General features: G+C 42.5%; 13 protein-coding genes. 6 read left to right on the forward strand and 7 right to left on the reverse strand.

Features of this window, described 5'->3' with window-relative positions; all coding sequences use genetic code 11:
* Positions 1–158: 158 nt before the first annotated feature.
* Positions 159–791 carry a peptidylprolyl isomerase gene (locus tag SPUTW3181_RS14875; RefSeq protein ID WP_011790130.1) on the forward strand — a complete coding sequence of 211 codons (633 nt, stop codon included), beginning with the start codon at positions 159–161 and terminating at the stop codon, positions 789–791.
* Positions 792–886: 95 nt separating this feature from the next.
* Here SPUTW3181_RS14875 and SPUTW3181_RS14880 read toward each other — a convergent pair whose 3' ends face one another.
* Positions 887–1,363, reverse strand: a complete 477-nt coding sequence (locus tag SPUTW3181_RS14880) for a MarR family winged helix-turn-helix transcriptional regulator (protein ID WP_011790131.1) — start codon at positions 1,361–1,363, stop codon at positions 887–889.
* 337 nt (positions 1,364–1,700) lie between these two features.
* Between SPUTW3181_RS14880 and yiaY the strand changes: the two genes are divergently transcribed.
* From yiaY to SPUTW3181_RS14900, 4 genes are all read left to right on the forward strand, one after another.
* Complete coding sequence (gene yiaY / locus SPUTW3181_RS14885; RefSeq protein ID WP_011790132.1) at positions 1,701–2,849, forward strand: L-threonine dehydrogenase; 1,149 nt, start codon at positions 1,701–1,703, stop codon at positions 2,847–2,849.
* Positions 2,850–3,611: 762 nt separating this feature from the next.
* A complete protein-coding gene (locus tag SPUTW3181_RS14890; RefSeq protein ID WP_011790133.1) occupies positions 3,612–3,983 on the forward strand; it encodes a hypothetical protein in 372 nt (123 codons plus the stop codon).
* A gap of 377 nt (positions 3,984–4,360) precedes the next feature.
* Positions 4,361–5,659, forward strand: a complete 1,299-nt coding sequence (locus SPUTW3181_RS14895; RefSeq protein ID WP_011790134.1) for an NAD(P)/FAD-dependent oxidoreductase — start codon at positions 4,361–4,363, stop codon at positions 5,657–5,659.
* Between the two features lie 102 nt (positions 5,660–5,761).
* Positions 5,762–5,971, forward strand: coding sequence for a hypothetical protein (locus SPUTW3181_RS14900; RefSeq protein ID WP_014610151.1), 210 nt, complete (start codon positions 5,762–5,764; stop codon positions 5,969–5,971).
* A gap of 67 nt (positions 5,972–6,038) precedes the next feature.
* Here SPUTW3181_RS14900 and SPUTW3181_RS14905 read toward each other — a convergent pair whose 3' ends face one another.
* The 3 genes from SPUTW3181_RS14905 to aceB form a co-directional block, all read right to left on the reverse strand.
* Positions 6,039–6,407 (reverse strand): acyl-CoA thioesterase, encoded by a 369-nt coding sequence (locus tag SPUTW3181_RS14905; RefSeq protein WP_011790136.1) that lies wholly within the window; start codon positions 6,405–6,407, stop codon positions 6,039–6,041.
* A gap of 391 nt (positions 6,408–6,798) precedes the next feature.
* Positions 6,799–8,121 carry an isocitrate lyase gene (aceA, locus tag SPUTW3181_RS14910; protein WP_011790137.1) on the reverse strand — a complete coding sequence of 441 codons (1,323 nt, stop codon included), beginning with the start codon at positions 8,119–8,121 and terminating at the stop codon, positions 6,799–6,801.
* A gap of 134 nt (positions 8,122–8,255) precedes the next feature.
* Positions 8,256–9,905, reverse strand: coding sequence for a malate synthase A (gene aceB, locus SPUTW3181_RS14915; RefSeq protein WP_041408431.1), 1,650 nt, complete (start codon positions 9,903–9,905; stop codon positions 8,256–8,258).
* Between the two features lie 860 nt (positions 9,906–10,765).
* Between aceB and SPUTW3181_RS14920 the strand changes: the two genes are divergently transcribed.
* Positions 10,766–13,210: a TonB-dependent receptor gene (locus SPUTW3181_RS14920; RefSeq protein WP_011790139.1), complete on the forward strand. Its 2,445-nt coding sequence runs from the start codon at positions 10,766–10,768 to the stop codon at positions 13,208–13,210.
* 72 nt (positions 13,211–13,282) lie between these two features.
* Here the strand turns inward: SPUTW3181_RS14920 and SPUTW3181_RS14925 are convergent, their stop codons facing one another.
* The 3 genes from SPUTW3181_RS14925 to SPUTW3181_RS14935 form a co-directional block, all read right to left on the reverse strand.
* The gene (locus SPUTW3181_RS14925; protein WP_011790140.1) at positions 13,283–15,052 is read right to left on the reverse strand and encodes a monovalent cation:proton antiporter-2 (CPA2) family protein; all 1,770 of its coding nucleotides are present in this window, start codon (positions 15,050–15,052) and stop codon (positions 13,283–13,285) included.
* Positions 15,053–15,215: 163 nt separating this feature from the next.
* Positions 15,216–16,826, reverse strand: a complete 1,611-nt coding sequence (locus SPUTW3181_RS14930; RefSeq protein WP_011787758.1) for an IS1634-like element ISSpu7 family transposase — start codon at positions 16,824–16,826, stop codon at positions 15,216–15,218.
* Positions 16,827–17,078: 252 nt separating this feature from the next.
* On the reverse strand, positions 17,079–18,812 hold the full coding sequence (locus SPUTW3181_RS14935; protein WP_011790141.1) for a GGDEF domain-containing protein: 1,734 nt from the start codon (positions 18,810–18,812) through the stop codon (positions 17,079–17,081).
* Positions 18,813–18,859 lie beyond the last annotated feature (47 nt).

Raw genomic sequence — 18,859 nt, forward strand, 5'->3', positions numbered from 1 at the left:
TTGTATCAAAAGTACTTTCCAACTTGAACTCCGATCATATTCTCTGTCACCATTCAATGTCGATATCAAAAAGAAACATCAAGCCATTCTAGTTCGAACAACGATCTTAGGCTCTAAATCTACCTGTAACGAAAATAACTCAAGATAAGGATATTAGGATGAAAATGTTAACAGGATTCGTTTTAGCTGGCAGTTTGACCATAGCATTAATGGGATGCGGTGGAAGCGATGATGAGACAACGACGACACCCCCTACACCAAATCCAATTCCTCCCTCGTTATCTGCAGATATTTGTTATCTTATGAACACTTCTAAAGGTGAGTTCACTTTGGCCATCGATCTCACAAATATGCCCATCACTGGGAAAAACTTTAAACACTATGTTGATAAGTCTTTCTATAATGGAACTTTATTCCATAGGACCGTCAATAACTTCGTCATTCAAGGCGGCGGATTTACCACTGGATTAAACGCTAAATCTACAGACGCACCGATTAAAAATGAGGCCTCTATTGGGATAAGCAATAAACGCGGCACTGTCGCTATGGCTCGGACCAAGGCATCAAACTCTGCGACCTCTCAGTTTTTTATTAATATTTTGGATAATCCACAACTGGATGCGTCGACTAACAGCTACGGCTATGCGGTATTTGGTAAAGTAGTAAAAGGTATGGATGTGGTCGATCAGATAAGCATAGTGCCAACAAAAACGGTTGACGGTTTTATTGACACCCCTGTACAAGAGATTTTTATTAACACTGTGTCCGAAACCCACTGTCCAACAGATTAAGTGCTATAGGAGTTGTACCTGCTTTTAAGTCAATACAGCACGAAAGTGAAATAGCTTAAAAATGCTTAACTTAACCAATATTGGCGGTATGACTCTCACTCATCCCCTTGGATTTTTCCCACTAAAAGCATAGGTGCGGCATCAATTTTATCGGCATCCATCATCACCGCTATACGCTCAACCGCCGAAAGCAATTGGCTTTGCTCCCATTCTTCAAGATTTTGATAACGCTTGATAAAGTGATCTTGTAACGGTTTCGGTGAATCTTGTAATAAGCTCCGCCCAGCATCACTTAAAGATAAATGCACTTTACGTTTATCTGTATCACTCCGTTTGCGTATCACTAAACCACGCCCCTCGAGACGATCAATAATGGTGGTCACTGTCGCAGGACTTAGCGTAATTTCTTCAGCAACTTGTTTTGCAAGGGGAGCATCTAGTTGAGCAATTTTTTGCATCACCATCAATTGTGGCCCAGTTAAACCTGAATGTTTGTTCAATTGGCGAGAATGAATATCGATAGCGCGGATCACCCGGCGCAGTGAAATCAATAGTTGTTCGTACTTTTCCATATAATCCTACCCTAGTTATCTTCAACACCTTACCAGAAAGTGAGATTGAACTCATCCCAGCACTTTATTTCAGTAAAATGAGGCATGTTAAAGATAAAATGTGGCTTTTTGCCTATTAAACTCAAGCTGTATAAATCTCTTCAAAATCATATCGTATATCTAGCCTAATTCTCGTCATAAAAGACCACAATTTAGTTACCGAGCTCCAACTTTAGTGGGAAATCACTTACAAATAAGCCTTCAATTCGATCTGCGTCACAAATTACCCCCAGTCAAGTTGGTAGTTTAGTAACAAGAAAAGAAAACAACTTTATATCACAAGTAAATAGGTGACTTTATGGCTGCTAAATTTTTTATTCCTTCTGTCAATGTATTAGGCCAAGGCGCAGTAGACGATGCTATCGGAGATATTAAAACCTTAGGGTTTAAACGTGCCTTGATTGTCACTGATAAACCCCTTGTTAAAATAGGTTTAGTGGGTGAAATTGCAGAAAAACTTGGTAAAAATGGCATAACTGCAACCATATTTGATGGTGTTCAACCAAACCCAACTGTCACGAATGTTGAGGCGGGTTTAGCATTGCTGAAAACAAATAACTGCGATTTTGTGATTTCATTAGGTGGTGGCTCACCCCACGATTGCGCAAAGGGTATTGCCCTTGTCGCTACCAATGGTGGCAGTATTAAAGACTATGAAGGTCTAGATAAATCCGCTAAACCACAGTTGCCATTAGTCGCTATCAACACAACCGCAGGCACTGCCAGTGAGATGACCCGCTTCTGTATCATTACCGATGAAGCACGCCATATAAAAATGGCAATTGTCGATAAGCACACCACCCCCTTACTATCCGTTAACGATCCTGAGTTAATGCTGAAAAAGCCCGCCAGTCTAACGGCAGCAACAGGAATGGATGCATTGACTCACGCGGTCGAAGCGTATGTATCTACGGCAGCCAACCCAATTACCGATGCCTGCGCGATCAAGGCCATTGAATTAATTCAGGCAAACTTAATCAACGCAGTTGAAAACGGTCAAGACATCAACGCCCGCGAACAAATGGCCTATGCTCAGTTTCTTGCAGGAATGGCCTTTAACAACGCCAGTTTAGGTTATGTACATGCCATGGCACACCAATTAGGTGGTTTTTATGATTTGCCCCACGGTGTCTGTAATGCGCTACTGCTGCCCCATGTGCAAGAGTATAATGCGCAGGTTGTACCCGCTCGTTTAAAAGATATTGCTAAAGCGATGGGGGTTGATGTCTCTGCGATGACAGATGAACAAGGTGCCAATGCTGCGATTAGCGCAATTAAAAAGCTATCCGTTTCAGTTAAGATCCCAGAAAATCTGACCTTATTAGGTGTAAAAGCAGAAGATATTCCAACACTTGCAGATAACGCGTTGAAAGACGCCTGTGGCTTTACTAACCCAAAACAAGCGACACACGCAGAGATCTGCCAGATCTTCACTAACGCGCTGTAATTTGCGTGAGAAACGATTCGCTGTCATGCGCATAAGTCAATGCGACATCATTCTTCAATGAATTCGTTTTAGGCCTCAATAGTGCACGGATGATCGGCGCGCTATTGAGGCCTTTCTATCACAATTTCTATAAGACAATTAGATATTAAAAATTGGGCAACAAAAAATAACATAAAAGTCAGTATCTATGCGCTTTTACACTGACAAAACACTCACAAATCAGCATATTTAAGAAGAAAGGATCTGAGAGTCAAATATTCATAGCGAAATGATATAAAAAACGTGATCTCGGTAGGTTACAGACTGTAACAGATCCGATAGACTTGCCCCAGTTCGCTTTTTCCCTGCAAAAGATGAAGCCAGCTGAGGGGCCCATTCTAAGGAATGGGCCCCTGTCCATTATTAAGTGCCATTTCTTAGCTATCTTATCCAATTTTCTCTAATCTCCATCAAGCTAATCATGTGTTGCCTATCAATATGCAACGGCAGCTACCATCACAACATTCCAATATTGTTGCTTTATTCATCAGTAATTCAGTAAATGCGAAACTTACCTTAAAACTGAGATCTAGCACAAAGTTATTGGTAAAAAACTCATGCTAAATAGCACCATAACCAATCTAAGTAACAGGTTAATTTCCATACAAAAACAAACCTTACCACTGTAAAAAAGCCAACAAAAAATAGCCATAATTAATGATTGACCGAATTCAAAAACGATGCCTATGATGGCAACAATATCCTCGAACAGGTAGGTACGCTATGACAGCAATCACTCACGTATATAACTACACCGTTAGATGTCCACATTACAAAGATCCTGAACATCCCGTTACTTGGTTAAATCATATTGAAATGAACCAATCCTGTGAAATTGCATTAAATCGTATTACCAAATGGCATGAACTGTCGGGCAATAAATCCTTCGAAACCAGCAAATTTGTGGTTCGTAAAGCTGAAAATGAAGACGCCTACTTTTCAATGCAGAGTGACAGACTTAAAAATGATGGTCATGCCCTTGTCACTTTTAAAATATTTTTAGATGAATGCTGTGATGACGCCGCGCCAGAAGAAATTATGCAGCACCTTATTGAAGATTATCAGCAACGATTAGCTAAGTTAGAACAAGCCTAGCGAACTCTGCCTGCCGTTATACCAACGCCAGCCCTAAATCGCTGGCGTTTTGCTAAGTTGATTTCAATAAAACAGCCTTGTCGCCAAAATCCAACAAAACAACAAGGTGAGCTAGTGCACATTTACAAACTTACCACCAAGCGCCAGATCACACTTCCTTATCAAGCCAATCGTTAGCAATCATAACTATTGCAAACCTATAAATATAAAAACCTTTAAAATCATAAAGAAATAATACAAAAATTCAGATTTCACACTATTAACCCCAAATTTCAGCTCAATTGCCGAACCTGATGACCACTGTTACTATTTTGTGACGCAAAATTCTTTAGATCACTCACCCGATAACTTTACCCCACATAAATAGGAGCTTTACCATGACCATCACAAACATAGTCATTGTCGGGGGCGGTGCTGGTGGGATGGAGATTGCGACGAAATTAGGCCATAAACTAGGTCGTAAAGAAAAAGCCAGAATCACTTTAATTGATTGTGCTGAAAGTCATATTTGGAAACCCCTATTACATGAAGTCGCAACAGGCGCACTTGATGTCGGCATTGATGCACTAAGTTATCGTAGCCATGCCGCTGCACATGGCTACCATTTCCAGCAAGGGGCAATGACTGACATTGATAGGCAAAACAAACAAGTTATCCTCTCCGCCATTTGTGACGATAACGGCGAGATCTTATTACCCGCTCGCCGCATTGACTATGATTACTTAGTAATTGCGATTGGGAGTATCGCGAATGATTTCAATATCCCTGGCGTACGAGAGCATTGTCAATTCCTCGATAATACCGAACAAGCGATGGCTATCCGTAAAATTTTACTCAATAAGTTTCTTCGCTATGCCAGCCACAGCCTACTCGCCGACAAGATTAAAATTGCAGTGGTTGGCGCGGGAGCGACTGGGGTAGAAATGTCCGCAGAAATGCATCATGCGGTGGTTCAATTACGAGGATTTGGTTACAACATAGATGCACATCTACTCGAAGTGACGTTAATCGAAGCGGATAAACGTATTCTGCCTAAAGTTGAAAAAGTAGAAATATCAGATTCTGTTGCGAAGGAACTCTCAACGCTTGGTGTAAAAGTGATGACCAATACACGGATCAATCAAGTCACCGCAGATGGACTCACAACAACGGATGATGTTTTTATCCCTGCTGATATGGTGATTTGGTCTACGGGTGTAAAAGCCCCGGATTTTTTAAAAGAAATTGGAGGATTAGAAACCAACCACATCAACCAGATTTTGGTAAAACAAAATATGCAAACCAGCCGAGATCCCCATATTTTTGCCATTGGCGATTGTGCGGCATGCCCTCAGCCCAATGGCACTTGGGTACCTCCCCGCGGACAATCGGCAAGACAAATGGCACTGATGACGGCGGACAATATTGTGCTTATGCTTGAGGGTAAACAAGCAATACATCAATATATTTACAAAGACTTAGGCTCACTGGTCAATCTTTCTAAATTCCACACTGTTGGAAACTTGATGTCTTTTATCGGAGGTGGTGTGATGGTCGAGGGCAAAATTGCACGTTTTGTTTATACCTCTCTGTATCGTAGACACTTAATTGAGCTACACGGCATCGCTAAGGGAACCCTACTCATGTTTGCTAAAGGCATAAGCCGTATTATTCACCCGCACCTAAAATTACACTAAAAGCGACACAAGCATCCTGATCAGGACGTTAAACAAATTGAAACTATCTGTTATATTGGCTTCAGTTAACGTTAGGGACTCACTTTAAGGATGGATATCAAGATGAATAAAGCGACTCTCATTATAATCCCGCTATTGCTTGCCACAACGGCCTGTGCGGATTTAAAAGACGCGGGACGTGCCATCGGCACAACGACTAAAGAGGTCACCACAGAGATAGGCCACGCTACTCGTGACACCACTAGGGCGATTGGACACGCATCAAGAGATGCGGTGAAATCGGTAAAAGAAGATTTAACAAAAGAAGACTAATCACAGTGACGCCTTGGCGTCACTGTGTATTTCAAAACTGTAGATGTTCAAATATACCCAAGGCTGATTAAGCTGCATTAGCACGAATACCGTGTGGCACAGGTAAACCTTGAGCATTGACATTTACAAACACCATCTTATCGATGCTCACCACTGGAGCCTGTGTCATCTTATTACGTACCTGACAGCTCACTGTGATAGAACTGTGTCCAAGACTGACTAACTCTAAACCAAATTCAAGTACATCCCCTTGGCGCGCTGGCGTCATAAAATTGATTTCAGAGATCAACTTAGTGACATGGCTAGTCGTCTTCATCTGGCAAGCCGCAAAGATGGCTGCCTCTTCATCAATCCAACTTAGTAACTGACCACCAAACAACGTATTTGCAGGATTTAAATGCTCGGGTTTAACTAAACGGCGGCTGTAATATTTCATAGCGGTGACCTCAATGTGAATGCCAACAAATCGCTTTGTAGCGCAATAAACTTCAGTATTCACACCAGCATTATTTAGGCCAGAATTGATAGCCTTTTAATAACAACACGATAGCAATAAGTCACTGTAAAATAGTCTAAATACTGCACTAAGTTAGATCAGAATTGCACCATAATAATCACAGTAATGAAGATGAAAAAAATAGCGACTCATAGAGTCGCCAAGCTCAGGCAAGCAAAAACTTACTGGGTAGGAAGTTAAGTCACAAGTGTTGACTTAAAAACCCGTGCAGCTCATGTAGGCGAACTGCACGGGGGTACAACAGCTGCAATGCAGCTAAACAGGGTTTACATTGACAACATCTTACGGGTAAATCGACCTTAGCAATCGCTTAAAACTGCTCTTCTTCGGTAGAGCCAGTCAGCGCGGTAACCGATGAATGACCACCTTGAATAACCGTCGTCACTTGGTCGAAATAACCAGTACCGACCTCCTGCTGGTGGGCAACGAAGGTATAACCCTTCTTGGCCGCAGCAAACTCAACTTCTTGAACTTTCTCAACATAGTGCTTCATGCCTTCGCCACGAGCATAGTCGTAAGCTAAATCAAACATGTTGTACCACATGTTATGAATACCCGCTAACGTGATGAACTGGTACTTATAACCCATGTCTGACAACGCCTGTTGGAAGCGCGCGATAGTGGCATCATCTAAGTTTTTCTTCCAATTGAAAGACGGTGAACAGTTATAGGCGAGCAGTTGATCTGGGTACTTAGCATGAATCGCTTCGGCGAAAATTCGCGCCTCTTCTAAATCTGGCTTGGCGGTTTCACACCAAATCAAATCGGCGTACGGCGCATAGGCTAAACCGCGAGAAATCGCTTGGTCAAGGCCGGCTCTAACCCGATAGAAACCTTCAGTAGTACGTTCTCCAGTGACGAAATCACGATCGTATGGGTCACAATCTGAAGTCAGCAAATCGGCTGCGTTCGCATCCGTACGGGCAATAACCAAGGTTTCTACACCGCTCACATCTGCCGCTAAACGGGCGGCGACTAACTTCTGTACTGCTTCTTGGGTTGGTACTAATACTTTGCCGCCCATGTGACCACATTTCTTCACTGACGCTAACTGATCTTCAAAATGAACACCGGCAGCGCCTGCATCGATCATCGATTTCATCAGTTCAAATGCATTTAATACACCACCAAAGCCGGCTTCGGCATCGGCAATGATCGGCAGGAAATAATCTACAAATGCTTCATCTTCTGGATTGACGCCATTACCCCATTGGATTTGATCTGCACGGCGGAAAGAATTATTAATCCGTGATACCACAGCCGGAACTGAGTTAGCTGGGTATAAAGATTGATCTGGATACATAGTACCGGCTAAGTTAGCATCCGCTGCCACTTGCCAACCTGAAAGGTAAATCGCTTCGATACCCGCCTTGGCTTGTTGCACCGCTTGACCACCGGTTAATGCACCAAGTGAATTCACATAGCCTTTTTTTGCCCCGCCATTGACTAATTCCCATAACTTAGCCGCACCACGCTTTGCGATAGTGTTTTCTGGCACAATAGAACCGCGCAGTTTCACTACTTCTTCCGCCGTATAAGGACGACGCACATTTTTCCAACGTGGGTTTTCTGCCCAGTCTTTTTTGATTGCATCAATCTGCTCTTGACGTGAATTCTGCGTTGCCTTAGTCATTGTCTCACTCCTTTATCTTTCAGGTTGTAGCTATCATGAAACTGCCCCACAGTTTCACTCTGCTCATAGGTTTAGATGGCTTTTATCCCACCACTGCACATTCCGTATTACATAAACAGTACAAAATTTTTATCTTAAGCCGTTAGCATCTCGTAACCGGGTAAAGTTAAGAAATCGACTAACTCATCAGAGGTAGTAATATCTTCCAGTAACACCGCCGCTTGGGTGAATTTGCCACTGGTAAATCTGTCACTTCCCACTTCTTCCTTCACATTCGCGAGTTCTTCCACCAACATGTCCTTGAAGAGTTGCTTAGTCACAAGCTTGCCATTAGAGAGTGACTTACCATGTTGGATCCATTGCCAAATTGAGGCTCTAGAAATTTCGGCGGTAGCCGCGTCCTCCATCAAACCATAAATAGGTACACAGCCATTGCCACTAATCCACGCCTCTAAATACTGCAACGCAATACGAATATTAAGACGCATACCTTGCTCAGTACGCTCACCATCGCAGGTTTTAAGTAACTCAGCCGCTAGAATGGGAGCATCTACATCACGGGTAATATGTAATTGATTACAATGATCTTGACCTATATATTCGTTAAAAATCCCCATCGCGGTATCAGCAAGACCGGGATGGGCGACCCAAGTACCATCGTGGCCATTACGCGCCTCAAGCTCTTTGTCCCGACGAACCCGCTGCAATACTGCTTCGTTCTGAGCGGGATCTTTTGCTGGAATAAAGGCTGCCATACCACCCATCGCTAAAGCACCGCGTTTGTGGCAGGTCTTAATCAGGAGTCTTGAATAAGCACTTAAGAAGGGTGTATCCATAGTGACAGCTTGACGATCGGGTAACACTCGGTCGCTATGGCGTTTTAATGTTTTGATATAGCTGAAAATGTAATCCCAACGGCCACAATTAAGCGCCACAATATTAGACCGCAATTCATAGAGAATTTCGTCCATCTCGAACACGGCAGGCAAAGTCTCAATTAGGCAAGTACATTTGATTGTGCCTGCTTGAAGACAAAATCTTTCCTCAACAAAAGCAAACACCTTTGCCCACCAGCGAGCTTCAATATGGCTTTCTAACTTAGGAATATAGAAGTATGGACCACTGCCCTTTGCTAAGAGTTGGCGATAGTTGTGATAGAAATACAGTGCGAAATCGAACAGTGAACCAGGAATAGACTCACCGTTAAATTGCACATGCTTTTCTTTCAAATGTAAGCCGCGAACACGGCAAATAAGTACTGCCGGATGAGGGCCAAGTTTGTAATGTTTACCTGTTTCTGGCGCGGTATATTCGATATCACCACGAACAGCATCACGCAGGTTAATCTGGCCTTCTACCACTTTTTGCCAACTTGGCGCTAAAGAGTCCTCGAAATCGGCCATAAATACTTTTGCGTTAGCATTAAGCGCATTGATCACCATTTTACGTTCAACGGGGCCAGTAATTTCGACTCTACGGTCGAGAAGATCTGTTGGGATCCCGCGGATTTGCCACGCACCATCCCGAATAGCACGGGTTTCAGGTAAGAAGTCTGGTAATCCCCCTTTATCGATGCGAGCTTGCTTTTCTTTACGTTTAGCAAGTAGCACAGGAACCTCGCCAGCAAACTCGCGGCAAAGAGATTCGAGTAAGGCTACAGCCCCGTCGGTAAAAATCACCTCTTGTCCAGGAATATCAGGCCCCACAATATCAAGTGTCGCGTTTGGTGCGGCTTTACCCAGTGTCGAATTCAATTGCTGCTCACTCAAAGTGTGTTCCGTCATCTTGATGCCCTCCCAAGAGGCTCCACTATTCACAGGCTTAACGCTGACTTCTAAAGCAGTAGCATCCCCAATCACCACGGCTTATAAACTCACCAAAAAACCATCAAATGTTTGTTTAAGACTAAAACCTACCGACAAATGATTGTATTTGCAACAGTCAAAGATTAGCAAAAATGCGCATTAACCTAAGTAAACCTTATGCTAAAATTGGTCAGACCAAACAGAAAAAACAAACATAAGTCAATGATATAATTTAAATTAAACATCTTAACAACTGAGGTTGATTTCAGTTAAATGAAAATTGTCAGACAACTTTACCAACCGACACTCAAAGTAATTATTTACGTAATTAAAAAACATTAAGTAAATTTATAATTACACACATATCACCCTATTAGACCTAAGTAGAAAATACTCAATGTTTTGAACTAACCTAGAGGGAAGTAAGCTAAATCCATATAAATCATACTGATAACCACCATTGCCATCACCACAAATTAAAACGACCGTTTAATTTTTACGTTTACGTAAACGAGATGCATATCCTATATGATTCAAGCTAAGTACCTGGTTGCGTTTCCCGATCAACAAGGTGGGATGTGATGGTTAACTCAAAAAATAAATCACTTTTTTATAAAAAAAATGAAACAAATTCGCCATAACAACGGGAGGGAGCTTAGACGCAATTTTTTATAAGGCTTTTCTTCTGCGAGCACCCATCTTTTACTTCCTCAAATATACGCCTTTCGTAACACTTATTCGCAGCACTGCATATTTCAACCACGACATCTGAAACATATGTTGCCAACTTAAATACAAATCATTACTATTCGCGACCTATTTATTTGGGGGAACCATTAATGAAATCATTCCGTTTGTCACTAACTGCACTCGCCTGCCTTTCCGCTTTATCGCAAACGTCATACGCTGAAGCTAACTCGGTATCAGCCAATTCTGAAGCCAACATTGAGCGCATCACAGTTTATGGCAGACAGAACTCAGTGGTGAAAAATTCGGGGTTAGCGACTAAATCCGACATGTCTCTCATGGAAACCCCTGCTGCGGTTGTGATTGTTGACCAAGATCTGATCGAAACCCAAGGTACAGATAATCTGCAGGATTTGATCCGTAATATTAGTGGCGTAACTCAAGCGGGTAATAACTACGGTATTGGTGACAACATAGTCATCCGTGGCTTAGGGGCTAATTACACCTATGATGGTATGTATGGTGGCGCAGGCCTTGGAAATACTTTTAATCCAACACGTTCATTAACAAATGTCGAATCTGTTGAGGTACTAAAAGGACCTGCTACAGGGCTTTATGGTATGGGCAGTGCTGGTGGCGTTATCAATCTTATTGAAAAGAAACCGCAATTCGAGTCAAAAAACAAATTTATCGCCGAAGTTGGTCAATGGGATACCTACTCACTCGCACTCGATAGCACTGGGGGATTAACAAATGATGTCGCTTACCGTTTAGTCGCTAAAACCGCTCGCAGTGACGGTTACCGTGATATAGGCACAGATAGAGATGAAATGTATGGCGCCTTGAAGTGGGTATTAACTGATAGCCAAGATCTCATGCTTTCAGGTGCTTACATTAAAGACGCTATTGCAGTTGACTCTATTGGCCATCCAATTCGAATTTATAATGCTGACTCGGTTGGTGGAAAAACGGCGGGAGAAGTCACTTGGCAAGACTTAATTAACGATCCTAGCGGTAAAGGTTTACAACTCACCGATGAACAACGCCAACAACTGGCCGCCTCTCTCTCGAGTGGTGATGGTCTAACGCCTTATTCTTTTGGTGATGCTGGACTGATTTCACCAATGGCAAAAGATAATGAAGGTGAAGAATTAAGATTTAAGCTCACCCATAACATCTACTTCAACGACAATCTCTTTTTGAATCAGCAAGTGCAGTATCGTGATTATACTTCAGGCTTTGCTCGCCAAACGGGTGCTTATAACTATGTTTATTGGAAGCAAGGAAAAAACCCAATAAACACTGAGCCCCGCGCACCTTTGGTTGAGAATGGCGTACTTTATCCCTTTGCCGCCAGACGACAGGAATACCGCAAAGTTGATGCCGATGAAACTTCGTGGCAGTACTTTGCCGACCTACGTTATGACTTCCAAATTGGCCATATAGACAACGAACTATTGATCAATGCCAACTATGAAGATCGCAATATTCGCTTTAAGCAATATTCAATCTACGATGCAGATCAAGTCTTTAAAGACAAAGATGGAAAAATCACTTATCAAGGCTCTCTGCCTTATATTTATGACATCCGTCATCCGAATTGGGGCACAGGTAAATTTGAGGACTATGACCCACTAAAAACCGCTAACTATAACAAGACAGTCAGTGCCTGGGGTTTGGGATTACAACATGTTGGTTATTTAGGCTACGGTTTTACGACCCGGATTGGCTTTGCCTTTAATGAGATAAAACAAAGTTATGAACACTTAGGCCTTGATCCTCGCTATAGCATTAGCCAATCCCAAGCGACTCCAGAGGCCGATACCACAGATAACGGCATGACCTATAACTTAGGCTTGACCTACATGCCGATAGAGGATCTATCATTCTTTATCAATCACTCAAAGGGACGCACTGCCTACAGTGTGCTCGATGCAGTAAAAGATAATGCTACCAACCGAGATGATTCTGAATCAATTAGCAATGATTTAGGTATGCGCTTTAAGGCATTTGAGGATCAATTACTGGGCTCACTAGTATTGTTTAAAAGCTCGCGCACTAATGTCGCCTATAACAATCCTGATTATACCAATGGCATATTAACCCCTAATATTCCCGTGTATTTTTACGACGGAAGTGAAGATACTCAAGGAGTCGAACTCGATCTCAATGCCCACCTGAATGATCAATGGCGCGTTAACCTGAATGGAATGTACCAAGATGCAAGGGATAAGCAAAACCCGAATGACATCGCAAATTACGACAGCCGTCAAAAAGGTGTTCCCTATGTCACCGCCAGTGCATGGGTAACTTATGGCGCAAACTGGTTTGCATTATCAAGCCCGATTGAACTGAGTTTAGGTGCTAAATATGTGGATGATAGAAGTACACACTCAAGTTCATTCGGAATTCCTGATGGTTATGTCCCTAGCTATACCGTGATGGATTCAGCAATAAGTTACACTGCTGACTCATGGAAAATCCAATTTAATATCAATAATCTATTCAATAAAGACTATTACAATAAAGCGATGTTCTTAGGAGGAATGCCGGGTGAAGAGCGCAATGTGAAACTGCAATATAGCTATAGTTTCTAATCTTTTCATTTAAGCCCATAAGCGACAAGAGAGCCGTGAAGCTCTCTTGTCGCTTTTTATTGCTATAAACACTTAGCTCACGTTTTCCCTATCGCCACGCATTAATGATTCCAACTCAGCCTTGCCTTTGTTCGATAGATCAATCAAGGTGGCCAGATCATTTTGGTGAGCGGCACTGGCAATCACCAGCTTTTTATCGTGCTCAGCAAAAATTTTAACTCGTTCATTAGCTTGCACCTGTGATAAACCAAGACCTTGAAGAATCTTTTCACTGGCTGATAAAGCCGAGCCAAAGGTTTCGCGAAACACATCTGTTACCCCAAGACTCATCAAACGATAAGCATGGTTACGATCCCGAGCTCGCGCAACAATATTAACGTGAGGAAAGTGAGTTTTGACTTGTTGAGCTATTTCAATGGAATCCTCAACATTATCAACAGCAAGCAATAATAACCTTGAGCGAGCAATTCCTGCCGACATCAACATATCTAAACGCCTAGCGTCACCAAAATAGACTTCACCGCCATATTTACGAATAACATCAACATGGCTTGCATCTTTATCCAAGGCAACAAAAGGTATCCCAGATGATGCCAATATACGCCCCGTGATTTGCCCGACACGGCCAAACCCCGCAATCACGACCTCAGATTCGGTGACATTAATAGTATCGGGTAATCTTGTATCCACCACTTTGGCTTTAGTCGCACGAAATAGCGTAAAAATCATCGGCGTAACGGCCATAGACAAACCAATAGCAAGCACTAAAATCTGTGCGATCTTATCCCCTACAACGCCAGAAATCTGAGCCTGAGATAACAACACAAAAGCAAACTCACCACCTTCAGCCAAAATCAAACCGAGGGCAATACTCGGACGCCACTTATGGTGGCGTAAGCGACCAAGCAACATAAGAACAATCGTTTTAATAAGTAACATGCTTATTAAAATAAATAAAATAAGTAGTGGTTCAGTTAACAGTAACGAGAGATCCATGCTCATACCGACAGCCATAAAAAAGAGCCCCAGCAGCAATCCTTTAAAGGGTTCGATATCGGTTTCAAGTTGGTGTCGATAACTCGAGTTAGCAAGCATAATACCCGCCATAAAGGCCCCCATACCTGCGGATAATCCGAGCCATTCCATTAACTCTGCACTACCCATGACGAGCAATAATGCAAAAGCGGTAAGCACTTCGCGTACACCACTACTTGCGACCAACTTAAGTATACGTGGGAGTAAATATTTGCCGACTAATACAAAACTCACTAAGGCCAAACACGTCCAATACCAAGGTACTGCATGATGTTCAATTGGTGCAGAATTAGGTGCTAAGTAGGTCGTTAATAACAGCATAGGAATAACGGCAAGATCTTGCATCAACAAGACACCAAAGGCATCACGTCCTAGCGGAGTTGTTAATAATCGATGTTCACTCATTAATTGCACGGCAAAAGCGGTTGACGATAAAGATAAAGCAGCGCCAACGACTAAAGCAGCCTCTATAGATAAACCAAAGGTCCAAGCCAATCCACCAATAGCAGCCCATGAGAGTAACAACTGACCCGTGCCCAAGCCAAAAATCGCACTTCTCAGTTCCCACAATTTACTGGGATTAAGCTCAAGGCCGAGCACAAAAAGCATCAGCACCACACCAAGCTCAGCAAAATGCAATACCGCAGCAGGATCAGATACTAACGCCATACCACCCGGGCCTAAAATGACTCCCGCTGCGAGATAAGACAGGATGGGGCCGGCACCAAAGCGTTTACCCAAAGGCACAAAAATAACCGCGGCTAATAAAAATAACAGCACAGAAGTGAGTAAACTCGACGGTTCCATCAAAGCTCCAACAAAAATATAGGTATCGAATAACGGCGCACGCCTTAAGCTAGGCATGAGTGTGGCAATTATCCCTAATCATACCTTATTAATTTGTTAACAAGCTCAAGGCAATTAAGGCTAAGAAAAATAAATGGGATAAAACCGACATTCCGCAGCTAATTTAGGAATAAACTACCTCATAGAATCTACCGAGTAATTTGAGTAGTTGTGTTTGGTGATCTTGAAGTCCAGTGATGAACCTTTGGCCGTTAATCTCTAGCGTATCTATGCCTTCGAATTGCAAGAAGACCCAACGTGCCGTCGGTCTGGAGGTCGTCTTGTTCTTTACCATACTTGGGAAGAACGCTTCGGTTTGTGCGAGTTGTTCTCTGATTTTGTGTTCTAAACTAGCGTAAACAAGCAAGCTCAACGTCATTATCATTAGCAACGCTTCAATGCGCTCAGGCTTTTTCAAGAAGATGGAAGAGGTTAAAAACTCAGGGCTTTTTAGAAAACGGAAGCCGCGCTCGACTTTTTGTTGCGATTTGTAATGTGCTAGAAGAGCCGCCATGGTGAGTGCTTCATTGTCGGTGTCATTCGTCGCGAGGATAAACATGCCTACTTTGAGCTTAGCCAGTTTTACTTTTTCTAGGTCGGTGAAGGGGGCGGCTTCGATAAAGTATTGGTATCCTGTCGGTGCTTCATCTGTCTTTGGGCGGCCCGAATGAGAGTAAGTCGGCTGTTTGATGAGAGTGCCTTGTTCAAACCCAAGTAAGTCACATTGTTTCTTGAAATCGTTAAACGCTAATTCTGCGTCAACTTCACAAGCGAATGGTTTTTTACTTAGCTTTTCCAACGCTTTGATTTCTTTTGCTATGTTTTTCTCTAAGTTCTTGAAGAAAGTGATTTCTTCCCGCTTGGTGGCCTGTTCACTGTGAACGAGCAACCAACGTTGATTGACCTTTCCGTAATCCGAGTCTATCCAACATCCTGAGTAGCCATGACCGATAGTGCTTAATTGCTCTGGCTCTAGCGCAAGTAGTGCTTGTTTTGCGAGCTTGATGGTCATGGGGACACGGGTAATGAATTTTTGATTTTGCTCATCTAGCGAGGAGATGCTTTCTTCGGTGTACAAAGCGGCATCAGCGATAAAGTAACGACTATTTTGCGCGGCTTTTAGGCAATGTATGTGTCTTTTAGTGACTTCAGCGAATGCCTTGGCATCATTGGTGTTACCACTCAGTGCTTGCATGTAAACAGGAATACCTGCTTGGTTTTCACAGATGAGTTCAAGCACGACTTGGTTAAGCTCTGGCCTATGATCCCGACTATAACCTCTTACAAGCTTAATCACGTTGGTGTTTTCATCTTGTGCATACTCACCATCAACGTGGAAGCTAGTGATATCAAGATGAACAGAATCGGTCGTCAAGCCCAGTTTATCAACAACACGCTCAGCAATAACCTGATAGAGCGCTGAGACATCGGCTTCGTATAGAGCATCTAATGTGCGGCCTAGTACATCATCAGTCAGGTGGTGTGCTTCAATGTCTTTGGCGAGTAGCTTAGATACAGGCTTGGTCTTAAAAAAGTCCGAGAACATGTGCAGTGTTCTGCTATGAAAGCCAAGTCCATTTAGGAGCATGGCCAATACCGCGTCACCATGAGAAACATTGTGGTCAGAATATTTTGGGATAACGGCATCTATCATCCGTGGCAGGCCAATTTCGTGACAAAAGGCGGCAATGAGACCAAGGTGATCTAAGCGTTTAATAACAGGATGGGTAGACATATTTTGAGACCGTCAAATAGCAGTAATAGATCAAAACTGTCGATCGCGGTCAAGATGGTGTCGTAGTTTTTATGAAAAGCTGATCGCCAGATCACACTATTTAAATTCTGGAATTAGCTGCGGAATGACGGATAAAAAAGGGGATTACTGAAAAATGATAAAAAGGAAGATAAGGTGTCTGTATAAAAAATCTTCTAAATGTAGTAGTCAATCGTCCGGACTTAATCCGTCCACACTCTTACGACATGCTGGTTACGACATGCTGGCAAAATGATTTCCCAAACTGGTCGCCTGCTTATCTGACTTTAATATGTCAGAGTAACAATAAACAGTATTTCGCCCATTAGATTTCGCCGCATAAAGGGCCATATCCGCACGGTGCAACAAGGGATCGAGGCTCAAATCATCTGCCATCAATCCACTCACACCAAAACTCGCAGTAATGTTAAAATGGTGCCCAGAGTGCTGGGTGTCAATCGCTTCTATTCGCGCCCGACATTGCTCAGCCACTTCCATTCCTTTTTCTTCATTAGCATAGGGTAATAAAATCGCAAATTCCTCGCCACCAATACGAGCAAATACATCACCGTTACGGATTTGGGATTTAAGTGACTCAACGACCTTCTTCAGCGCCCAATCACCTGTCCCATGACCATAGGAGTCATTAATTCGTTTGAAAAAGTCTAAGTCGAATAAGATTACACAAAAATCACCACCACGCGCGGTAGCCTGCACAAATAAGTTTTCACCTAATTCTTGTCCGGCGCCACGATTGAGTACCCCCGTCAAGGCATCCATTCTTGCCATCCGCATAAACTTGCGTTTTTGTAAACTTCCCACGACTAATAAAATGCCGAGAAAAAATAGCCCCCCTACCAATATAGTCAAAAACATCAACATATTAGTGTATTCACGCTCTTTAACCATTTGCTGAGCAATATAAAGTTCCCGCTCTTTATTGAGTAAATTGATTTCACGCGACTGCTCGTCGGCGTTAAATTGGGCAGCTTGATAAGCGAGAGTCTTCATCTTGGACTCATCAAAAATCAACTGATTATAATGTTGCTCTTTTCTTGAGTATTCATAGGCTTGCTCGAAATTTTTATCTGCTGCCATCAGTTCAGCAAACACCTGATACGCAATATGTTTATGCTCTATATAGCTATTTTCATCAGGAAAAGAGAGGACTTTAACGGCGTGAGTTTTCGCTTGAACTCTATCACCCGTTGCAAAATAATTTTCAGCGAGCAATGCATGCACATGACTGATTTCTAGCTGAAACTTAAATGCTTCATAACCTTTAAGTGCATTTAATAATAATGGCCTTGCCGCTTGATAATCACCTTGTTCCTGAAGGACTAAGCCCTTACCTTTAAGAGAAATTGTTGCTAGCAGAGGGAATTGATTTAGTTCGCAGTATTGGCGACTATCTTCGAAAGCATCAAATCCTTCTGTGTACTTTTTTACCCCTAAAAAATAAATTGCATACAGAACCTTTGCATGACAAATATCCCTAACATCGCCTACCTTTGCTAGCTGTAATACTTTATAGGCATAGATACCCATATCATTGAGAGCATTCATTTGATAATAAAGATTTGCAATACGCAGATAAGCATGACGTTTAATACTGATATCATCAATACTCGTTATTAATGCAAGCGCCTTGGAAATAGAGGATAGGGCCTTGTCATAATCTCTCATACCGATATAAGCAGTTGATTTATAACTATAGACTGATGACAATAGTTCAGAAGTGCTCACTAAAGATTCAGCCTGATTCAAATCTTCTAAAGCTTTGGCGTAATCACCTGTAAAAATATAACTGATAGAACGCCCAATTCTTAACCTTCCCAATTGGAGAGCCGTTAATTTACCAACATTCTTCTCATACTCTGCTAATTTATTCTGTGCTGCCGCAAGATCTGATTGTAACAATACATCAAGCTCATTAAGTGCTTGATCATAATCCACTGTAGTAGCCATCGAAGGTGTAGAAAGCAACGCTAGGATGGCTAACGCGGTGCAAAATA

Origin of the sequence: Shewanella sp. W3-18-1, from assembly GCF_000015185.1 — a bacterium.
GTDB lineage: Bacteria > Pseudomonadota > Gammaproteobacteria > Enterobacterales > Shewanellaceae > Shewanella > Shewanella putrefaciens.

Bases quoted from the DNA above. Each gene is read 5' to 3' on its own strand.
- aceB (WP_041408431.1), bottom strand. From the start codon at position 9,905: ATGACGGAACACACTTTGAGTGAGCAGCAATTGAATTCGACACTGGGT.
- yiaY (WP_011790132.1), top strand. From the start codon at position 1,701: ATGGCTGCTAAATTTTTTATTCCTTCTGTCAATGTATTAGGCCAAGGC.
- SPUTW3181_RS14890 (WP_011790133.1), top strand. From the start codon at position 3,612: ATGACAGCAATCACTCACGTATATAACTACACCGTTAGATGTCCACAT.
- SPUTW3181_RS14930 (WP_011787758.1), bottom strand. From the start codon at position 16,826: ATGTCTACCCATCCTGTTATTAAACGCTTAGATCACCTTGGTCTCATT.
- SPUTW3181_RS14935 (WP_011790141.1), bottom strand. From the start codon at position 18,812: ATGGCTACTACAGTGGATTATGATCAAGCACTTAATGAGCTTGATGTA.
- SPUTW3181_RS14880 (WP_011790131.1), bottom strand. From the start codon at position 1,363: ATGGAAAAGTACGAACAACTATTGATTTCACTGCGCCGGGTGATCCGC.
- SPUTW3181_RS14900 (WP_014610151.1), top strand. From the start codon at position 5,762: ATGAATAAAGCGACTCTCATTATAATCCCGCTATTGCTTGCCACAACG.
- SPUTW3181_RS14895 (WP_011790134.1), top strand. From the start codon at position 4,361: ATGACCATCACAAACATAGTCATTGTCGGGGGCGGTGCTGGTGGGATG.
- aceA (WP_011790137.1), bottom strand. From the start codon at position 8,121: ATGACTAAGGCAACGCAGAATTCACGTCAAGAGCAGATTGATGCAATC.
- SPUTW3181_RS14905 (WP_011790136.1), bottom strand. From the start codon at position 6,407: ATGAAATATTACAGCCGCCGTTTAGTTAAACCCGAGCATTTAAATCCT.
- SPUTW3181_RS14920 (WP_011790139.1), top strand. From the start codon at position 10,766: ATGAAATCATTCCGTTTGTCACTAACTGCACTCGCCTGCCTTTCCGCT.
- SPUTW3181_RS14875 (WP_011790130.1), top strand. From the start codon at position 159: ATGAAAATGTTAACAGGATTCGTTTTAGCTGGCAGTTTGACCATAGCA.
- SPUTW3181_RS14925 (WP_011790140.1), bottom strand. From the start codon at position 15,052: ATGGAACCGTCGAGTTTACTCACTTCTGTGCTGTTATTTTTATTAGCC.